At 66.9% G+C, this 18,363-nt stretch carries 19 protein-coding genes, 3 tRNA genes and 1 other RNA gene; 8 read left to right on the forward strand and 15 right to left on the reverse strand.

Annotation, left to right across the window (positions count from 1 at the left end; translation table 11 throughout):
• Positions 1-7 precede the first annotated feature (7 nt).
• The 5 genes from QMZ16_RS00110 to QMZ16_RS00130 form a co-directional block, all read right to left on the reverse strand.
• Positions 8-451 (reverse strand): universal stress protein, encoded by a 444-nt coding sequence (locus QMZ16_RS00110; protein WP_022707369.1) that lies wholly within the window; start codon positions 449-451, stop codon positions 8-10.
• A 3-nt stretch (positions 452-454) separates the two neighbouring features.
• Entirely contained in the window at positions 455-1,741 is a 1,287-nt protein-coding gene (locus QMZ16_RS00115) for a TRAP transporter large permease (RefSeq protein WP_022707370.1), read from the reverse strand.
• A gap of 3 nt (positions 1,742-1,744) precedes the next feature.
• On the reverse strand, positions 1,745-2,404 hold the full coding sequence (locus tag QMZ16_RS00120) for a TRAP transporter small permease (RefSeq protein WP_282601636.1): 660 nt from the start codon (positions 2,402-2,404) through the stop codon (positions 1,745-1,747).
• A 98-nt stretch (positions 2,405-2,502) separates the two neighbouring features.
• A complete protein-coding gene (gene dctP, locus QMZ16_RS00125) occupies positions 2,503-3,516 on the reverse strand; it encodes a TRAP transporter substrate-binding protein DctP (RefSeq protein WP_022707372.1) in 1,014 nt (337 codons plus the stop codon).
• 199 nt (positions 3,517-3,715) lie between these two features.
• On the reverse strand, positions 3,716-5,077 hold the full coding sequence (locus tag QMZ16_RS00130; RefSeq protein ID WP_282601637.1) for a PLP-dependent aminotransferase family protein: 1,362 nt from the start codon (positions 5,075-5,077) through the stop codon (positions 3,716-3,718).
• 72 nt (positions 5,078-5,149) lie between these two features.
• On the opposite strand from QMZ16_RS00130, the gene QMZ16_RS00135 reads away from it, so the two are divergent.
• The 3 genes from QMZ16_RS00135 (at position 5,150) to QMZ16_RS00145 (ending at position 8,600) form a co-directional block, all read left to right on the forward strand.
• Positions 5,150-5,641, forward strand: coding sequence for an Lrp/AsnC family transcriptional regulator (locus QMZ16_RS00135; RefSeq protein ID WP_022707374.1), 492 nt, complete (start codon positions 5,150-5,152; stop codon positions 5,639-5,641).
• Positions 5,642-5,757: 116 nt separating this feature from the next.
• Positions 5,758-7,218 carry an NAD-dependent succinate-semialdehyde dehydrogenase gene (locus QMZ16_RS00140; protein ID WP_282601638.1) on the forward strand — a complete coding sequence of 487 codons (1,461 nt, stop codon included), beginning with the start codon at positions 5,758-5,760 and terminating at the stop codon, positions 7,216-7,218.
• An 11-nt stretch (positions 7,219-7,229) separates the two neighbouring features.
• Positions 7,230-8,600 carry an aspartate aminotransferase family protein gene (locus tag QMZ16_RS00145; RefSeq protein ID WP_282601639.1) on the forward strand — a complete coding sequence of 457 codons (1,371 nt, stop codon included), beginning with the start codon at positions 7,230-7,232 and terminating at the stop codon, positions 8,598-8,600.
• A gap of 136 nt (positions 8,601-8,736) precedes the next feature.
• Here the strand turns inward: QMZ16_RS00145 and rpmG are convergent, their stop codons facing one another.
• The 4 genes from rpmG to QMZ16_RS00165 all read right to left on the reverse strand — a co-directional run bounded on the left by rpmG (position 8,737) and on the right by QMZ16_RS00165 (position 9,646).
• On the reverse strand, positions 8,737-8,904 hold the full coding sequence (gene rpmG, locus QMZ16_RS00150) for a 50S ribosomal protein L33 (RefSeq protein ID WP_022707377.1): 168 nt from the start codon (positions 8,902-8,904) through the stop codon (positions 8,737-8,739).
• Between the two features lie 183 nt (positions 8,905-9,087).
• Positions 9,088-9,162 (reverse strand) — tRNA-Glu (locus QMZ16_RS00155).
• 167 nt (positions 9,163-9,329) lie between these two features.
• Positions 9,330-9,404, reverse strand: a tRNA-Glu gene (locus tag QMZ16_RS00160).
• Between the two features lie 167 nt (positions 9,405-9,571).
• Positions 9,572-9,646: transfer RNA gene (locus QMZ16_RS00165), tRNA-Glu, on the reverse strand.
• 233 nt (positions 9,647-9,879) lie between these two features.
• On the opposite strand from QMZ16_RS00165, the gene gatC reads away from it, so the two are divergent.
• The 5 genes from gatC to rnpB all read left to right on the forward strand — a co-directional run bounded on the left by gatC (position 9,880) and on the right by rnpB (position 13,044).
• A complete protein-coding gene (gene gatC / locus QMZ16_RS00170; RefSeq protein WP_022707378.1) occupies positions 9,880-10,167 on the forward strand; it encodes an Asp-tRNA(Asn)/Glu-tRNA(Gln) amidotransferase subunit GatC in 288 nt (95 codons plus the stop codon).
• A complete protein-coding gene (gatA, locus tag QMZ16_RS00175; RefSeq protein WP_282601640.1) occupies positions 10,164-11,648 on the forward strand; it encodes an Asp-tRNA(Asn)/Glu-tRNA(Gln) amidotransferase subunit GatA in 1,485 nt (494 codons plus the stop codon). The genes gatC and gatA overlap by 4 nt, the downstream gene beginning before the upstream one ends.
• Before the next feature lie 28 nt (positions 11,649-11,676).
• On the forward strand, positions 11,677-12,006 hold the full coding sequence (locus QMZ16_RS00180) for a hypothetical protein (protein ID WP_282601641.1): 330 nt from the start codon (positions 11,677-11,679) through the stop codon (positions 12,004-12,006).
• Positions 12,003-12,641: an N-acetylmuramoyl-L-alanine amidase gene (locus QMZ16_RS00185; protein WP_282601642.1), complete on the forward strand. Its 639-nt coding sequence runs from the start codon at positions 12,003-12,005 to the stop codon at positions 12,639-12,641. Before QMZ16_RS00180 ends, QMZ16_RS00185 begins: the two co-directional genes overlap by 4 nt.
• 26 nt (positions 12,642-12,667) lie before the next feature.
• Positions 12,668-13,044: RNase P RNA component class A (gene rnpB / locus QMZ16_RS00190), an RNA gene on the forward strand.
• A 6-nt stretch (positions 13,045-13,050) separates the two neighbouring features.
• Here rnpB and QMZ16_RS00195 read toward each other — a convergent pair.
• The 6 genes from QMZ16_RS00195 to nth form a co-directional block, all read right to left on the reverse strand.
• Positions 13,051-13,497: a hypothetical protein gene (locus tag QMZ16_RS00195; RefSeq protein WP_022707381.1), complete on the reverse strand. Its 447-nt coding sequence runs from the start codon at positions 13,495-13,497 to the stop codon at positions 13,051-13,053.
• A gap of 91 nt (positions 13,498-13,588) precedes the next feature.
• The gene (gene mltG, locus QMZ16_RS00200; protein WP_282601826.1) at positions 13,589-14,770 is read right to left on the reverse strand and encodes an endolytic transglycosylase MltG; all 1,182 of its coding nucleotides are present in this window, start codon (positions 14,768-14,770) and stop codon (positions 13,589-13,591) included.
• A gap of 2 nt (positions 14,771-14,772) precedes the next feature.
• Positions 14,773-16,032, reverse strand: a complete 1,260-nt coding sequence (fabF, locus tag QMZ16_RS00205) for a beta-ketoacyl-ACP synthase II (protein ID WP_028725803.1) — start codon at positions 16,030-16,032, stop codon at positions 14,773-14,775.
• Positions 16,033-16,218: 186 nt separating this feature from the next.
• Positions 16,219-16,356, reverse strand: coding sequence for a hypothetical protein (locus tag QMZ16_RS00210; RefSeq protein WP_282601643.1), 138 nt, complete (start codon positions 16,354-16,356; stop codon positions 16,219-16,221).
• Positions 16,357-16,574: 218 nt separating this feature from the next.
• Positions 16,575-17,585, reverse strand: a complete 1,011-nt coding sequence (locus tag QMZ16_RS00215; RefSeq protein WP_282601644.1) for an adenosine kinase — start codon at positions 17,583-17,585, stop codon at positions 16,575-16,577.
• Positions 17,582-18,238 carry an endonuclease III gene (gene nth, locus QMZ16_RS00220; protein WP_282601645.1) on the reverse strand — a complete coding sequence of 219 codons (657 nt, stop codon included), beginning with the start codon at positions 18,236-18,238 and terminating at the stop codon, positions 17,582-17,584. Before nth ends, QMZ16_RS00215 begins: the two co-directional genes overlap by 4 nt.
• Positions 18,239-18,363 lie beyond the last annotated feature (125 nt).

Here is an 18,363-nt window from a genome sequence, read left to right on the forward strand (position 1 = left end):
GGCCACCTCAGACGGTCAGCACGGGACAGGGCGCAAGCCCGGTCACCTTGTGGCTGACGGAACCCAGCAGGTAATTCTCGGTCGCGCCCAGCCCGCGCGAACCGATGACGATCAGGTCGCACTCCTTTTCGCGGGCGACGGCGACGATGGTGCGGGCGGGCTGCCCCGCGCGGATGAAGGCGCTGACGCGTTCGACGCCCGCATCCCGCGCCAGGCTTTTCGCGTAATCGGCCGCGTCGCGGGCGTGGCTGCGCATGGCGTCGTCCAGGCTGCCGCCCTGATCGCGCGCGCCGCGCGTCATCGACAGCGACGCCTCCAGCATCGAGTGGTGGCGATAGACGGTCAGGATGATCAGCTGCGCATCGCACAGCCTGGCCATCTCGGCCGCCTTTTCCAGCGACCTTTCGGCCCCGTTCGATCCGTCATAGGCGACGAGGATGCGTTGGAACATGGATCACTCCGCAAAGGCCAGGTCGCGCAGGAACAGCGCGATGTCGGGGAAGAAGATCAGCCCCACCGCGACCGACAGCAGGATCACGATGAAGGGCGGCGTGCCTGCGATCACCTCGGCATAGGGGCGCTTGAAGACCGCGATGGCCGTGAAGATGTCGCAGCCGAAGGGCGGCGTGGCGCTGCCGATGGCCACCTGCAGGGTGATGATCGTGCCGACCAGCACCGGGTCCAGCCCGACCGACGCCACCACGGGCGAGAAGATCGGCACCAGGATCAGGATCACGACGATCGGGTCCACGAACATGCAGCCCACGAAGAACGCGATCGAGATGGTGAACAGCACGCCATAGGGGCCCATGTCGTCGATGCCGATGCCGCCCAGGATCGCCTGCGGGATCTGCGCGAAGCTGATGATATAGCTGAAGGCCGCGCCAGCACCGACCAGGATGAACACGACCGCCGTGATCAGCCCCGTCGATTTCGCGGTCGCATAGAGCTGCTTCACCGTCAGTTCGCGGAAGACGATCATCTCCAGGATCAGCGCATAGAGGACGCAGGCCGCCGCAGCCTCGGTCGGCGAGAAGACGCCCCCGTAGATGCCGCCGATGATGATGACCGGGAAGCCAAGCGGCCAGATCGCGCGGCGGATGGCGCGGGCGCGTTCGCCCCAGGTCGCGGGCGGCTCGGTCGGCACGTCGTGGCGCACCGCATAGATATAGGCATAGATCGAGAACAGCACGAGGATCAGCACCCCCGGCCCGATGCCCGCGATGAACAGTTCGGAAATCGAGGTGCCCGACACCACGCCATAGATGATCATCCCGATGGACGGCGGGATCAGGAAGGCGATGTCGGATGCGTTGATGATCAGCGCCAGGCTGAACTTGTCGCTGTAGCCCGCCTTCAGCAGGCGCGGGCGCAGCGGGCCGCCGATGGCGACCACGGTGGCCTGCGTCGAACCCGACACCGCGCCGAACATCGTGCAGGCGCCCGCGGTCGAAATCGCCAGCCCGCCCTTCACATGGCCCAGGAAGGCCATCACCAGGTCGATCAGCCGTTCGGCCGACTGGCCGCGCGTCATGATGTCGGCGGCGAAGATGAACATGGGCACCGCGATCAGGCTGGCGGGCTGGATGCCCGCGATCACCTGCTGGACCAGCGTGTCCAGCTGGCCGATGCCCCCGAAGATGCCGACGAAGCCGACGGTCGCGCCGATGATCAGCGGCACCATCATCGGAAAGCCCAGCAGAAGCAGGACGATCATCGTCCCCAGAATGGCCGTGGTCATCGCTCAGACCTCTTCTTCGTCATTGTTGTCATAGCCTTCGAGCGTCGAGGTCGAGAGCCAGATGGCCGGGTCGATCAGGTTCTTGATCGCCGTCAGCGCGTATTGCAGGCCGGTCAGGAAGAACCCGAGCGGCGCCCAGACCAGGATCCACCAGTTCGGGATCTGCAGCGCGGGCATCACGCGGCCCCGCTGCGCCTGCGTCATGACGTAATCGAAGGCGTACCAGGCCAGCCCCAGCATCACCGTCGCGGTCACCGCCGAGATGACGAACATCGCCACCTTGCGCGGGCGGAAGGGCAGCGCGTCGAAGAAGGCCGACATGCGGATGTGCCGACCGTGCCGCGCGGCATAGCTGATGCCCGCGAAGGTGATCAGCACGATCAGCGCCGTGTTCACCTCCTCGGAGAAATAGAGAGAGCGTCCGAAGCCGAAGCGGCCCACGACATTGGCCATGGTGTTCAGCGCCATCAGCAGGACGCCCGATGCCAACAGCACCGCCTCGATCCGGGCGATCACGGTATCGACGACCCCCAGGATCCCGGGCAGCCCCGAGGAATAGGAGCTGTCGTCGATATCGTCATCGGCCAGCGAGACGGCCTCGGCGGCGGCGATGATGTCCGGGTCGACGGCAGGTCGGCGGTCGGGTTCGGGGTGCGATGTCATGGCTGGGGTCCGATGGGGAGAGATTCGGAGAATGTCGGACCCGGGCCGGTCCGACCGGTGGGCGGGCCGCGCGATCCGCGGCCCGCGATGTCAGGGGATCAGCCTTCGCTGCCCGCGGCCTCGAGGTCGGCCTTCATCTGGTCCAGCACTTCCTGCGCACGCGGACCGCCGATTTCGAGGAAGGTCGCTTCGACATCCGATGCGGTGTCGCGGAAGGGCGCGCGCTCTTCCTCGGACAGCTCGGTCACGGTCATGTCGGGCTTGGCCTCCATGATCATCTCCAGCGACTTGGCGGTCAGGCCCTGCTGATATTCGACGATATGGTCGAAGGCGGCCGAAACGGCGTCCTGCACGACGGTCTTGTCCTCGTCGGACAGGCCCTCGTAGAACTCCTGGTTGGCCATCAGCGCGGTGGTGAAGTTGTTGTGGCCCAGGCGCGTGATGTGGTCCGTGACTTCGTACATGCGGGTGGATTCGATGTAGAAGGCAGGGTTTTCCTGACCGTCGATGATGCCGGTCTGCAGACCGCCATAGACCTCGCCCCAGGGCAGCGGCGTCGGCGTCGCGCCGAAGGCCTTGTAGCTTTCGACCAGCAGCGGGTTGGTCATCACCCGGACCTTCACGTCGCTCAGGTCGTCAGGCCCCGATACCGGCTCCTTGGTGGTCAGCATGACCTCGCCCTCGGGATACATGCTCAGCAGTTCCAGCCCCTGCTCGGCATAGAGTTCCGGGAAGATCGAGTTGATGGCTTCCGAGTTGCGGAAGAAGCTGACCAGCTGCTCCTGATCCTCGGGCAGCAGGTAGGGCACGAAGAAGACCTGCGCCTCGGGGATGACCGCGCCGGTGAAGCCGGGCGACTGGTTCACGAATTGCAGGATGCCCGACTGGGTCTGTTCCAGGATGTTGTCGCTTTCGCCCAACGTGCCATAGGGGAACAGCTGGACCTCGTGGTCGGAATTGGCCTCGACCTCTTCCTTGAACTTCTGGGCGAAGACGCCCTGCACCTCGTCCAGCGCCTCCTCGAAGGCATAGCGCCAGGTGTCGGCGGTGGCTGCGCCCGATCCCAGCATCAGTGCTGCGATACTGGCGGCGGTCAGGGTCTTGATGGTCATGTTACCTCCTTTGGGGGGTCGTCTCTATCGCGTTGCGCGTCCGGCCCTCGGGGTTGCGGGATACCGTCCGGCATCCCGATGGCGCTTGGGCCGAGAGTTCTGCCCATGCGGATTCCAAGTCAATTTCTATATTAAACCATGACAATTATACCGATGGGTGTCAAATCGCCCCCCGGAATGTCCTGCTTTGGAAGTAATCTCAGCGGTGCAATACTGCCGAAAGGTTGCGCAGCGCCTGTTCCAGTTCGCCCATGCCCGCCCCCCCGATCGAGACCCTGATCGCAGGCCCCGAGGGCAGCACGGCAAAGCCCGCGCCGGGCGCGATGGCGACCTGCCTGTCCAGCGCGGCGGCGACGGTGGCGGGCTCGTCCGCGCCCTCGGGCAGCGGCAGCCAGCGGTGCAGGCCGTGCAGGAACCCCTGCGAGCCCGTGCCGAGGTATCGCAGGGCCATGCGGTTGCGGGCGGCCAGCTCGGCCCTCTGGGCCTCGAGCAGGGCATCGGCGGTGCCACCGGATATCCAGTCCTGCGCGATCTCGGCCATCAGGGGCGTCGCCATCCAGGCCATGGACAGATGCCGGTTCAGCGCGGCCTCTGCCAATTTTTCGGGCAGCGCGAGAAAACCCAGTCGCAGCCCCGGCGACAGGCATTTCGACAGCCCGGTGAAATAGAAGCTGCGTTCCGGCGCAAAGCCCGAGATGGCGGGCGGACGGCGCGGCGGCATCGGTCCGGTCGGATCGCTTTCGAGTATCATCAGCCCGGCGGTCGCGGCGGCCTCGGCCAGCGCCTCGCGGCGGTCGCGGTCCACGATCCGCGCCTGCGGCCCCCCGCCCGAGGGCAGCAGGAACACCGCACGCATCCGCCCGCCCGAACGGGCGGCGGCCTCGATCAGGGCCTCGGGGATCATGCCGCGGTCGTCGCATTCCACGCCCCTCAGCCGCAGGTGCAGATGCTGGGCCGCGGGCTTGATCGTGTGGCAGGTGACCGCTTCCGTCGCGATCCAGTCCCCCGGCTGGGCCACCGTCAGCAGCGCCACGAACATCGCGGGCGTCGTGCCGTTGGTGATCAGGATGCGCTGCGCGGGCACGGTGATCCCGCAGCGCGACAGCCATGCCGCCGCCATCCCGCCATAGAGCGACATGGTCTGGCGCGGGCGAAAGGACAGCATCGCGGATTGCGGCAAGCGGTGCGCAAGGCGCGTCATGCTGTCGGCCCAGGCATCCGCGATGCGCGGCAGGTGGACGGGCGTCATCATCGACAGGTCCACCGGCGGGCGGTCGGTGGGCGCGCGGAACCAAGGCACCTCGATCGATTCGCGGGGGCCGGACCTGACAAAGCTGCCCCGACCCACCTGCCCCGAGATCAGGTCGGCGCGGATCAGTTCCTCGTAGGCGCGGCTGACGGTCTGGACCGACACGCCCAGCTGCCATGCCAGGTCGCGATGCGGCGGCAGGCGCTGGCCCGGACGCAGGCTGCCCGCGTCGATGGCGGCGGCAATGCCCTGCGCAAGGCTGCGATAGGCGGGGCGGGTGATATCCTCGCGGCGGAGTGGCCAATGCGACATGGCCGCAAGATCGCCGGAGGCGAAGCCATTGTCCAGATTGACATTCGTGCGGCTCAGGGGAACAACCCCGACATGACCCCGCCCAACGCCCCGAAACTGGACGACCGCGACATCGCGATCCTTGCGACCCTGACCCGCGAGGGGCGGATCGCCAAGACCGAGCTTGCCGCGCGGGTGAACCTGTCGCCCACCCCCTGCTGGGACCGCATGAAGCGGCTGGAGAAGGCGGGCCTCATCCGCGGCTACCGGGCCGAGATCGACCTGACCCGCATGGGCCCGCACGTCCATGTCTTCGTCACGGTCGAGCTGGACAGCCACCGCGCCGAAAGCTTCCAGACCTTCGAACGCATCATGGCGCGGATGGATGCCGTCACCGGCTGCTGGGCCATCGGCGGGGGCTTCGATTACCTCATGTCGGTGATCTGCCGCGACATCGCGGAATTCCAGGACATGATGGACGGCCTGCTGGAAAGCCGCGCGGGCGTGCGGCGCTATTTCAGCTATATCGTGACGAAGCCGGTCAAGGACCTGCCGCCGGTGACGGCGCTGCTGCCGCAAGGGTAATTCTCGGGTTCGCGGGGCCTGCGGCAGCGGATTCCTCTGCGGAAGAACTTGCATTCAGTGAAAACCACCCCGCGCCACGGCGCATCCTGACCGCGCAATCAGTCAGGAGGTGGCCCATGTTCGACGATCATCGCAGCCCGCTGGAAGATCGGCTGGCCGATCCGGGCCTGCTGCCCGGCGCGGGCGATTTCCCCGCCGCAGGACGGCTGGCCGTCCGCGATCCCGCAAACGGCGCGCTTGTCGCGCAGGTCGCGATCAGCGACGAGAACGGCGCACGTGCCGCCGTCGATGCCGCGCAGGCGGCCTTCGGGGACTGGTCCACGACCCTGCCCCAGAACCGCGCCGCGATCCTGCACCGCTGGCACGCGCTGCTGACCGAGGCCAAGGAGGATCTGGCCCGCATCATGGTCGCCGAACAGGGCAAGCCCATTTCGGAAGCCCGCGGAGAGATCGACTATGCCGCAAGCTTCGTGCAGTTCTATGCCGAGGAGGCCCTGCGCCCGAACATCGAGGGCGTCACCAGCCACCTGCCCGATGCCGAGATGGAGCTGTGGCGCGAACCCGTGGGCGTCGCGGCACTGGTCACGCCCTGGAACTTCCCCTGCGCGATGATCACCCGCAAGGCCGCGGCCGCGCTGGCGGCGGGCTGCACCGTGGTCATCCACCCCTCGGCCGAAACGCCGCTGTCGGCGCTGGCGCTGGCCGAACTGGCGCGGCGCGCGGGCTTCCCGGACGGCGTGGTCAACACGGTGATCGGCGATGCCGCAACCATCGTGGGCGAATGGACCGCCGACACGCGCGTGCGCGCGCTGTCCTTCACCGGCTCGACCGAGGTGGGGCGGCTGCTCTATCGTCAATCGGCCGACACGGTGAAGCGGCTGGTGATGGAGCTGGGCGGCCACGCGCCCTTCATCGTCTTCGAGGGCGCCGACCTGGATCGCGCCGTGGCCGAGGGCATCAAGGCCAAGTTCGCCACCAGCGGCCAGGACTGCCTGGGCGCCAACCGCTTCTATGTCCAGGACGCGATCTATGACGAGTTCTGCGCCCGCTTCGCCCGCGCGACCGAGGCGCTGAGCCTCGGCGCAGGCATGCAGGACCCCGATATCGGCCCGCTGATCCACGATCGGCAGGTGGCGAAATCGCAGGCCCATGTGGACGACGCGCTGGAACGCGGCGCGCGCCTGCTGACGGGCGGCGGCATCGATGCCGAGCTTGGCCCGCTGTTCTTCCGGCCCACGGTACTGGCCGACGTGCCCGACGACGCCGCCATCATGTCCGAGGAAACCTTCGGCCCCGTCGCGGCCATCAGCCGCTTCACCACCGAAGAGGAAGTCACCGCACGCGCAAATGCCAGCGAATACGGGCTGGTCGCCTATGTCCACAGCATGGACCCGCGCCAGATCTATCGCATGACGCGGGCGCTGCAATACGGCATGGTCGCCGTGAACCGCACCAAGGTCACGGGCGCACCGATCCCCTTCGGGGGCATGAAGCAATCGGGGCTGGGCCGCGAAGGCGCCCGCCAGGGCCTCGAGGCATTCACCGAAATCAAGTATATCTGCCGCAACTGGGCCTGAAAGGAGCAATCATGCTGACGAATGACGAACTTGCGAAATGGGACCGCGAGAGCTTTTTCCATCCCTCGACCCATCTCGGTCAGTTCGAACGCGGCGAGGCCCCGCAGCGGATCGTGACGGGCGGCGAAGGCGTCCACATCACCGACCGTGACGGCAACCGCCTGCTGGACGGTTTCGCGGGGCTGTATTGCGTGAACGTGGGCTATGGCCGCACGCAGATCGCGGATGCCATCGCCAAGCAGGCGCACGAGCTGGCCTATTACCATTCCTATGCCGGGCACGGGTCCGAGGCCTCGATCACGCTGGCCAAGATGGTGATGGACCGCGCCCCCGAGGGCATGGCCCGCGTCTATTTCGGCCTTGGCGGGTCGGACGCGAACGAGACCAACGTGAAGCTGGTCTGGTACTACAACAACATCCTGGGCCGCCCGCAGAAGAAGAAGATCATCAGCCGCTGGCGCGGCTATCACGGGTCGGGCCTGGTGACCGGGTCGCTGACGGGGCTGGAGCTGTTCCACAAGAAGTTCGACCTGCCCCTTTCGCAGGTGATCCATACCGAGGCGCCCTACTACTTCCGCCGCCCCGATCTGAACATGTCCGAGGCCGACTTCACCGCCCATTGCGCGCAGAAGCTGGAGGAGCTGATCGAGGCCGAGGGCGCCGACACCATCGCGGCCTTCATCGGCGAGCCCGTGCTGGGCACCGGCGGCATCGTCCCGCCCCCCGCCGGCTATTGGGAGGCCATCCAGAAGGTGCTGGACAAGCACGACATCCTGCTGATCGCGGATGAGGTCGTGACCGGCTTCGGGCGTCTGGGCAGCATGTTCGGCAGCGACCATTACGGCATGAAGCCCGACCTGATCACCAGCGCCAAGGGCCTGACCAGCGCCTATGCGCCGCTGTCCGCGACCATCGTCGGCCAGCGCATGTGGGAGGTCCTGTCGCGCGGCACCGACGAGAACGGCGTGCTGGGCCACGGCTGGACCTACAGCGCGCATCCCATCGGCGCGGCCGCGGGGATCGCCAACCTGAAGCTGATCGACGAGCTGGGCCTGGTCGGGAACGCGGGCAAGGTCGGCGCCTATCTGAACGCGCAGATGACCGCCGCCGTGGGCAACCATGCCAATGTGGGCGAAGTGCGCGGCGAGGGCATGCTCTGCGCCGTGGAACTGGTCGCCGAGCGCGACGGTCGCCGCTTCTTCGACCCCTCCGAGGGCAAGGGCGCCAAGGTCGTGGCCGCCATGCTGAAGCGCGGCGTCATCGCCCGCGCCATGCCGCAGGGCGACATCCTGGGCTTCGCCCCGCCCCTGTGCCTGACCGAGGCCGAGGCCGACAGGATCGTCGAGGTCACCCGCGACAGCATCGCCGAGGTGCTGGGCTGACGAACCGGACCCCCGCCCCCACCAGGGCGGGGGTTTTCCGTTCACGTCCAGGCTTCGTTCCCGCGCAGGCAAAGGAAAAGGGCCGCGTTCCGATCTGGAACGCGACCCTTTTTTCATCGACCGGACGGTCAAGATCTTACTTGATCTTGCCTTCCTTGTACTCGACGTGCTGACGAACGACCGGATCGTACTTACGAACGGTCATCTTTTCAGTCATCGTGCGGGCGTTCTTCTTGGTGACGTAGAAGTGCCCGGTGCCGGCGGTCGAGTTCAGCCGGATCTTGATGGTGGTCGGCTTCGCCATGATTGTCGCTCCTGCTTCGGGGCAATCGCGCGCCGCAAACCCCGTGGAATTCGTATGGAAGCCGCCTTTTAGCTGTCCGTGCTGCGAAGTCAACCGCTTTCGGCGGGTTTTTTCACAAGGTTTTCCACAGACATGCCAACAGCCCCGGACGGGGTTGCAAGGCGTATTCCGAAGGTAAGGAAGTGGCAGCCCGTAGGGGAATCGAACCCCTCTTTCCAGGTTGAAAACCTGGCGTCCTAACCGATAGACGAACGGGCCACTTGGTTTCACCGACGACATCTGCCGCCCGTGGAAGCCGCCTTTTAGCGATCCTTGCGATGGTGTCAACAGCCTTTCGGCAAGTTTCTCACCCGCGCCGGATCAAGGCGCATCCCATGCGAAGGGTCCGACCTGGTGGTCGGGGTCCGTTCCGCGATGGAAGGAAGTGGCAGCCCGTAGGGGAATCGAACCCCTCTTTCCAGGTTGAAAACCTGGCGTCCTAACCGATAGACGAACGGGCCACTTGGTTTCACCGACGACATCTGCCGCCCGTGGAAGCCGCCTTTTAGCGATCCTTGCGATGGTGTCAACAGCCTTTCGGCAAGTTTCTCACCCGCGCCGGATCAAGGCGCATCCCATGCGAAGGGTCCGACCTGGTGGTCGGGGTCCGTTCCGCGATGGAAGGAAGTGGCAGCCCGTAGGGGAATCGAACCCCTCTTTCCAGGTTGAAAACCTGGCGTCCTAACCGATAGACGAACGGGCCACTTGTGACGCTGCAGGTCTTCCCTGCGGCGTGAGGCGGTGTTTAGGCAAAGCCGTTCCGCCCCGCAAGAGGAAAAATGCAGCCGTCCCGTTTTTTTCGCCCGGACGGGTCAAACCCCTGAAAAGACGGGCCTTCCCCCCTGCCCCCTTCATCCGCGCGCGCATATGGTGGCGCGAAATCTTGCGGGATCATCGCGGGCAAGGTAGACCCGCGCCCGAACGAAAGGAAATGTCATGTCGATCACCGAAGACGAGGCCCGCAAGGTCGCGCATCTGGCGCGCATCGCGGTCGATGACGCCCAACTGCCGGCTCTGGCGCGCGAACTCAGCGGCATTCTGCATTTCATGGAACAGCTGAACGAGGTCGATGTCGAAGGCGTCGAGCCGATGACCGGCGTCACGCCCATGCGCCTCAAGCGCCGCGAGGATGGCGTCACCACGGGCGGCATGCCCGAGAAGATCCTGTCGAATGCCCCCGACGCGCGCGAGGGCTTCTTTGCCGTGCCGAAGGTGGTGGAATGACCGAACTGAACCGCATGACCATCGCCGGGGCCCGCGACGCGCTGGCCAAGGGCGAGACCACCTCGGTCGAACTGACCGAAGCCTGCATCGCCGCGGCCGAGGGCCAAGGCGCGCTGAACGCGTTTGTCCACAGGACTGCGGACATGGCCCGCCAGATGGCCGCCGAGGCCGACAAGCGCATTGCGGCGGGCAATGCGACCGCCATGACGGGCATCCCCGTGGGCGTGAAGGACGTGTTCGCCGTCAAGGGCGTGCCGACCCAAGCGGGCAGCAACATCCTCAAGGGTTTCGTGCCGGAATATGAATCGACCGTCACGCGCAACCTGTGGGATGCGGGCGCGGTCATGCTGGGCAAGCTGAACCAGGACGAGTTCGCCATGGGCTCGACCAACGAATCGAGCTGCTACGGCCCCGCGGTGAACCCGTGGCGTGGGCCGGACGGTCAGCAGCTGACGCCGGGCGGCTCCTCGGGCGGGTCCGCCGCCGCCGTGGCTGCCGACCTGGTGATCGCCGCGACCGGCACCGATACCGGCGGCTCGATCCGCCAGCCCGCGGCCTTCACCGGCACGGTCGGACTGAAGCCCACCTATGGCCGCGTCAGCCGTTGGGGCACGATCGCCTATGCCTCCAGCCTGGATCAGGCGGGTCCGATGACCAAGACGGTCCGCGACGCCGCGATCATGCTGGGCGCGATGGCATCGGCCGATCCGATGGACAGCACCTGCGCCGACCTGCCCGTCCCCGATTTCGAGGCCGCGCTGACCGGCGACATCCGCGGCAAGCGCATCGGCATTCCGCGCGAATACCGCATGGAGGGCATGCCCGACGCCATCGACGCACTGTGGAAGCAGGGCGCCGAGATGCTGCGCGATGCAGGCGCCGAGATCGTGGATATAAGCCTGCCCCACGCGAAATACGCGCTGCCGGCCTATTACGTGATCGCCCCCGCCGAGGCGTCCTCGAACCTCGCGCGCTATGACGGGGTGCGCTACGGGCATCGCGCCAAGCTGGCGCAGGGCGACGGCATCGTCGAGATGTACGAGAAGACCCGCGCCGAGGGCTTCGGCCCCGAGGTGCAGCGCCGCGTGATGATCGGCACCTATGTGCTATCGGCGGGCTTCTACGACGCCTATTACAACCGCGCCCGCAAGGTCCGCGCGCTGATCAAGCGCGACTTCGAGAACGCCTTCGCCGACGGGATCGATTCGATCCTGGCGCCGACCACCCCCTCGGCGGCCTTCGCCCTGGGATCGGTCGACAAGGGCGATCCGGTGCAGATGTACCTGAACGACGTGTTCACGGTCACGCTGAACCTGGCGGGTCTGCCGGGCGTCGCGGTGCCGGTCGGGCAGGACGCGCAGGGGCTGCCGCTTGGCCTGCAGATGTTCGGTCGTCCCTTCGAGGAAGGCGATCTGCTGAACCAGGCGTCGGTGCTGGAACGGGCCGCAGGTTTTGTGGCCAAGCCCGACCGCTGGTGGTAACGTCGGCGGGCAAGCGAACGGAGGCGTGATGCGCGGCTGGAAGGTGATCTTTGTGCTGGCGCTGGCCGGCTGTGGCGTCAACCAGGGTTGGAACCCGAACTATCAGTTCGAGAACAACCCCTATGGCGAATATCGCGCCGCCCGCGAGGCGGCGCTGGTATCGAACAGCGGCCCCGTGCAGGAGATCCCTGTCGCGCGTCCCTTCTATGCGCCGAAGGCTGCCGATATCGCGGGCAAGGACCCGGTCCCCGCCCCGGCCACCATGGGCGTGCGCAAGCTGCGGATCGTCAGGCCCGCCGCGCAGGCGGACGCGCCGGTCGACATCGCCCCGCAGATGCGGGCCGAACAGGCCCCATGACGCATCCCAGCCCGAATCATGGCGACAGGCGCGGCCAGCGCCCGTCGCTGATCGTGCTTCACTTCACCAAGATGATCGACGCGGCCTCTGCCCGTGCAAGGCTGTGCGACCCCGCGGCCGAGGTCAGCGCCCATTGGCTGATCGACGAGGACGGCAGCATCGACGCGCTGGTCCCCGAGGATCGTCGCGCGTGGCATGCGGGCGCGGGCAGCTGGCGCGGGCAGGACGACGTGAACAGCCGCTCCATCGGGATCGAGCTGGCAAATCCCGGCGACCGCCCCTTTGCCGCGCCGCAGATGGCCGCGCTGCGCGACCTGCTGCGCGGCATCATGGCTCGCTGGCAGATCGGCCCCGATGCGGTGATCGCGCATTCCGACCTTGCACCGGGGCGCAAGGACGATCCCGGCCCCCGCTTCGACTGGGAAGGTCTGGCCCGCGAAGGACTGGCCGTGTTCACCCGCAGGACCGCCGCCGACGCGCCGCTTGCGCAATCGCTGACGGCCATAGGATATCCCGAAGGCGACGCCGATGCGCGGCTGGCGGCCTTTCGCCTGCGCCATCGCCCCTGGGCGCGCGGCCCCGAGACCGGCGCCGACCGGGCCGTCGCCGCCGCGCTTCGCGACTTGACGGCCTGAGGCCCCTCGTCCATATCCGCAGCTGCGCGGAGGGCCGGATGACCGTGGCGGTGCAGACCGTCGAGGAAAGTCCGGACTCCATGAGGTAACGGTGCCGGGTAACGCCCGGCGGGGGCAACCCCAGGGAAAGCGCCACAGAGAACAGACCGCCCGTGTCCGCACGGGTAAGGGTGAAACGGTGGGGTAAGAGCCCACCGGGGGACTGGCAACAGGACCCGCATGGCAAGCCCCACCGGGAGCAATGCCGAATAGGGATCGCGCGCGGGGGCAACCCCGCAGGGCCACCTTGCCCCAGCAGATCCGGGTAGGCAGCTAGATCCGGCCGGCAACGGTCGGGGCAGATGAATGGTCATCCAGCCGCGCAAGCGGTGGACAGGATCCGGCTTACAGGCCCTCCGCGCGCATCACATCAGGTTTTCTTCGACTTGGCCCGCGCCTCGGTCGCCTTGGCGATGGCATCGGCGGCCTCGCCCTGCATCTTCTGCGCGAAGCCCACCATCTGCGCGGCATAGGCCTCGGCCCAGTCGGCAAAGCCCTTGCCGTCGCCGCCCGTCATCTTCATCGCCGAGGCGCGCATCTCCTCGCCCTGCTTGCGCATGGTCTCGTACTGGGTTTCCAGCGTGCCCTGCATCTGCTGCCACTGGTTGCGCACGGTATCGCTGGCCTGGGACAGATGCGCCTGCATCTGGCGGTTGACCTCTTCCTGCTGGGCCATCGCCTGTTCCTGCCACTTGCGGGCCTGGGTCATGGCCTCCTCGCTGTTCTTCGACATGGCATCCTGCCATTCGCCCATGCGTTCCTCGAAGGTGCGGGCATTGTCGGCCAGCGCGTTCAGCATGTCGGACATCTTCATCATCGCAGAATCCTCCTGGTGGCGGGGCGGAATGCGAAAGGCCCCCGGTTGCAGGCTGCATCCGGGGGCCTCTGCTTGTCAAATGCGATGCGCGTTACTGGTCGGTCTGGACGGGGCTGTCGGTCGGCAGACCGCGATTGGCCTCGATCTCGCGCCAGCGGGCGACGGCGGCGTTGTGTTCCTCGAGCGTGCGCGAGAAGGCGTGACCGCCCGTGCCGTCGGCGACGAAGAACAGGTACTCCGTCTCGTCTGGGTTCAGCGCGGCGCGGATCGCGGCACGGCCCGGATTGGCGATGGGCGTCGGCGGCAGGCCGTCGATCTGGTAGGTGTTGTATTCCGTCCGCGCGTTCAGTTCCGACCGGCGGATGCCGCGGTCCAGGATGCCCTGCCCGTTGGTGATGCCGTAAATGACCGTCGGGTCCGTCTGCAGGCGCATGCCCTGGCGCAGGCGGTTCACGAAGACGCTGGCGACCTGCGGGCGTTCATCCGCGACGCCGGTTTCCTTCTCGACGATCGAGGCCATGATCAGCGCCTCTTCGGGGCTGTCATAGGGCAGACCGAAGGGGCGATCCTCCCATGCCTGGGCCAGGATCGCTTCCTGGCGGCGGGCCATGTCGGCCAGGATCGCGTTGCGGTCGGCGCCCTTCTGCAGCTGATAGCTGTCGGGCGCGAGGCTGCCCTCGGCGGGGATCTCGGTCACCTCGCCGGTCAGGAACTCGGCCGCGCGCAGGGCCTCGACAACCTGCCAGCTGGTGACGCCCTCGGCCATGACCAGCGACAGGCGTACATCGGCCTTGGCCTCGGCCTGCGCGATCTCTTCGGGGCGTTCCTCGGTGGCAGGGTTGAAGCGGGCCATCTCCTCGTAGGCGCCTGTCTCGGGATTCATGTCGCGCAGCAGGACGCTGTTCTCGCGGACGCCCACGCGCACCAGCACCTCGGTCCCGCAGGTGGACGGCCCGCCCGCCGTGACCGTATCGACAATCTGTTCCATGCTGGCGCCCGGCGGCACGAGGAAGCTGCCGAATTTCAGGTCACGCGCCTTGCCCATGTAATCCGCGCCCGCGCGGAAGATATAGGCGTGGCTGATCGCCCCCTGCGAGGCCAGCTGGTTGCTGACCGCGTTCAGGCTGGCCCCCGGCGAGATCTGGACGCATTGCGCAACCTCGCTTGGACCCGGACCGCTGAATTCGCGCTTGGCCCATGCGATGGCGGCGGCGATCGCCACCATCAGCACGATCAGCAGCGTCAGAAAGTTCGACGCGATGTTGCGCCAGATCATTACCGGACCTTCCCGATGATCAGGCAGGCATTGGTGCCCCCGAAGCCGAAGCTGTTGGACAGCGCGACATCGACCTTGCGGCGGACGGCGGCATTGGCGGCCAGATCCAGCTGCGGCTCGACCGCGGGATTGTCCAGGTTGATCGTCGGCGGGCAGATCTGGTCGCGGATCGCGAGGATACTGAAGATCGCCTCGACCGCGCCTGCGGCGCCCAGAAGGTGGCCGATGCTGGACTTGGTGGACGACATGACCGCGTTCTTCGCGTGATCGCCCAGCAGGCGTTCGACCGCGCCCAGTTCGATCGTGTCGGCCATGGTGCTGGTGCCATGCGCGTTGATATAGTCGATCTGCGACGGCTCGATCCGGGCCGAGGCCAGCGCCGCCTTCATCGCGCGGAAGCCGCCATCGCCATCCTCGGCAGGGGCGGTGATGTGATAGGCGTCGCCCGACATCCCGTAGCCCAGCACCTCGGCATAGATCTTGGCGCCACGCGCGACCGCGTGCTCGTATTCCTCGAGGACGACGACGCCCGCGCCCTCGCCCATGACGAAGCCGTCGCGGTCGTCGTCATAGGGGCGGCTGGCCGATTTCGGATCGTCCTCGCGCTTGGTGGACAGGGCCTTGCAGGCGTTGAAGCCCGCGATCCCGATCTCGCTGATGGGGCTTTCGGCGCCGCCCGCGACCATCACGTCCGCGTCGCCGAAGGCGATCATGCGGGCCGCGTCGCCGATGGCATGGGCGCCGGTCGAACATGCCGTCACCGGCGCGTGGTTCGGACCCTTGAAGCCATAGCGGATCGACACCTGGCCCGAGATCAGGTTGATCAGCGCGCCGGGGATGAAGAAGGGGCTGACGCGCTTGGGGCCGCGTTCCTTGATCAGGACCGCCGTCTCGGCGATCGAGGTCAACCCGCCGATGCCCGAGCCGATCATCACGCCGGTGCGCAGCAGGTCCTCTTCGTCCTCGGGGGTCCAGCCCGCATCGGTCACCGCCTGATGCGCCGCCGCCATGCCGTACAGGATGAAGTCGTCGACCTTGCGCCGGTCCTTGGGCGCCATCCAGTCGTCGGGGTTGAAGGTGCCGTCCGTGCCGTCGCCGAAGGGAATCTCGCAGGCGTATTTCGTCACCACGTCCTTCGCGTCGAAGCGGGTGATCGGGCCCGCGCCCGATTGCCCTTCCAGAAGCCGCGACCAGGTTTCCTCGACCCCAGAGGCCAGAGGCGTGACCATACCCAATCCCGTAACGACAACCCTGCGCATCTTGGAAACCCTTGCCTGCCTTAGTTTGCGCGGTGATACACGCAGGAACCCCGGCACGCAACGCAACAACGCCTGCCCGTCGCGTGGAACAGGCAGACGTGAAGCCACTGAGGGGTCAGTGGAATTCCAGGACGGACTTGTCGTTCGACAGGTGACGCTCGGCCAGTTTCCGCCCGTGGACGCCCTTCACCAGCGGACGGACGGGGTGCGATACTTCTGCGAGACCAGCAGATCCGCAACAGGCAGCCTCTGTCGCGGGGCACCCGCGCGGATGCGGACGGGCCACATGTTCGGCGCATTGGTGCCGACGCCAACGAGCGGCATGGAGTTCCCACCGAAGCCATCTGCTTGGCTGACGGAGTTTTCAAGACCAATTTTGCAGGCACAGTGCACTGCGCCTTGTCCGTCAGTCGTCAAACACGAAGCCGAGTTGCTTCGCTGCATCAATACAGCCCGAGGGCGAGCGGACATGTCCACCCGCCCTCGACGAAGATGTTCAATTTCCGCCGTGCGATGTGCATCGAGGCGGCAGTCGGTCCCTGTTACAGCCCCGCAGCGCGGAAATCCGCCAGCAGGTCGCGCTCGGGGCGGGCGCCGACATGGCCGATCACCTCGGCGGCGGCGATGCAGCCCATGCGGCCCGCGACCTCCAGCGGCCGCCCCGAGGCGAGGCCATAGATCAACCCGGCGGCGAACTGGTCCCCCGCACCCGTCGCATCCACCGGCACCACACGATGGACCGGCGCGGTCACACGTTCCTCGTTGCGGATCAAGATCGCATCGTCGCCCGATCGCGTGCAGACGACCGTACCGCAATCGGCGGTCGCAAGGCGCAGCGCCTCTTCCAGGTCCTCGACCTGATAGAGCGACTGCCATTCGTGGACATTGCCGATGACGTAATCCATGCGCCCCGCGACCAGTTCGCGGAAATCGTCGCGATGCCGGTCCACGCAGAACGGATCCGACAGCGCGATGCCCGCCTGCCCGCCCGCGCGGTGGATCTGGTCGGCAGCCTTCATGAAGGCGTCCTTGCCCTTGGGCTTGTCGAACAGATACCCCTCCAGGAACAGCCAGCCCGCCCCGTCGAAGACCGCCGGATCGACATCCTCCGGCCCCAGCTCGGCCGAGATGCCGAGATAGGTGTTCATCGACCGTTCTCCGTCGGGGGTCACGAAGATGATGGTGCGCGAACTGGGCAGGTTGCCGCCCGGAACCGGCGCGTTGACGAAGCGCGTGCCCGCACCCTCGGTCTGGGCGACATAGCTGCGGCCGATCTCGTCATCGGCGACGCAGCCGATGAAGGCGGTGCGCAGGCCCAGCTTGCCGATGCCCGCAAGCGTGTTCGCCACGCTGCCGCCCGCTGCCATGCGAGAGCCGGAATGGCGTTCGGAATGGTCGTCCGCCTGCGCCGCCATCAGGTATTCCGAGCGTTCGCGGTCGACCAGCTGCATGATCCCCTTCTCGATCCCCAGCTGTGCCAGGCGCTCTTCCTCGGTGGGGGCGATGATGTCCATGACGGCATTGCCGATGCCGATGACATAGGGCTCGTTCATTCGGTCTTCTCCTCGAATGCGCAGAATTCTTCGATGGGGCAGATGGCGCAGCGGGGCCGCCGCGCCTGGCAGACATAGCGTCCGTGCAGGATCAGCCAGTGATGGGCATGGGTCTGGAACCGCGCGGGGACGTGATCCTCGATCGCGCGCTCGACCTCGTCCACGTCGCGGCCCGGGGCGATGCGGGTCCGGTTGCCGACGCGGAAGATATGGGTATCGACGGCCTGCGCGGGATGGCCGAAGGCGCAGGACAGGACCACGTTCGCGGTCTTGCGCCCCACCCCCGGCAGCGACATCAGCGCCGCGCGGCTGTCGGGAACCTCGCCGCCGTAATCCTCGACCAGGATGCGGGACAGGGCGATGACGTTCTTGGCCTTCTGGCGGAACAGGCCGATGGTCTTGATGTGCTCGGTCACGCCTTCGAGGCCCAGATCCAGCATCTTCTGCGGCGTGTCGGCCTGCGCGAACAGCCCGCGCGTGGCCTTGTTCACCCCGACATCGGTCGCCTGCGCCGACAGCGCGACGGCCACGACCAGCGTGAAGGGGTTCACGAAGTTCAGCTCGGTCTCGGGTGCGGGGTTGGCGTCCTGCAGCCGCGAGAAGATCGCGACCTGCGTGCCGAAGGGCAAGGCTGGGGGAAGGCGTTTCGACATGATCCCCCGCTTTTGACCGCGCCCGCGCGCCAATGCAAGCGCCGCGCGGAATTCCGCACCGGACCGTGCAGTTCACCGAAACTTGGCTTTCCATTTGCCCGGAACTGCGACAGCGTGCCACGCGT

It is taken from the genome of Paracoccus sp. PARArs4, from assembly GCF_947311865.1.
Classification (GTDB): Bacteria; Pseudomonadota; Alphaproteobacteria; order Rhodobacterales; family Rhodobacteraceae; genus Paracoccus; species Paracoccus zeaxanthinifaciens.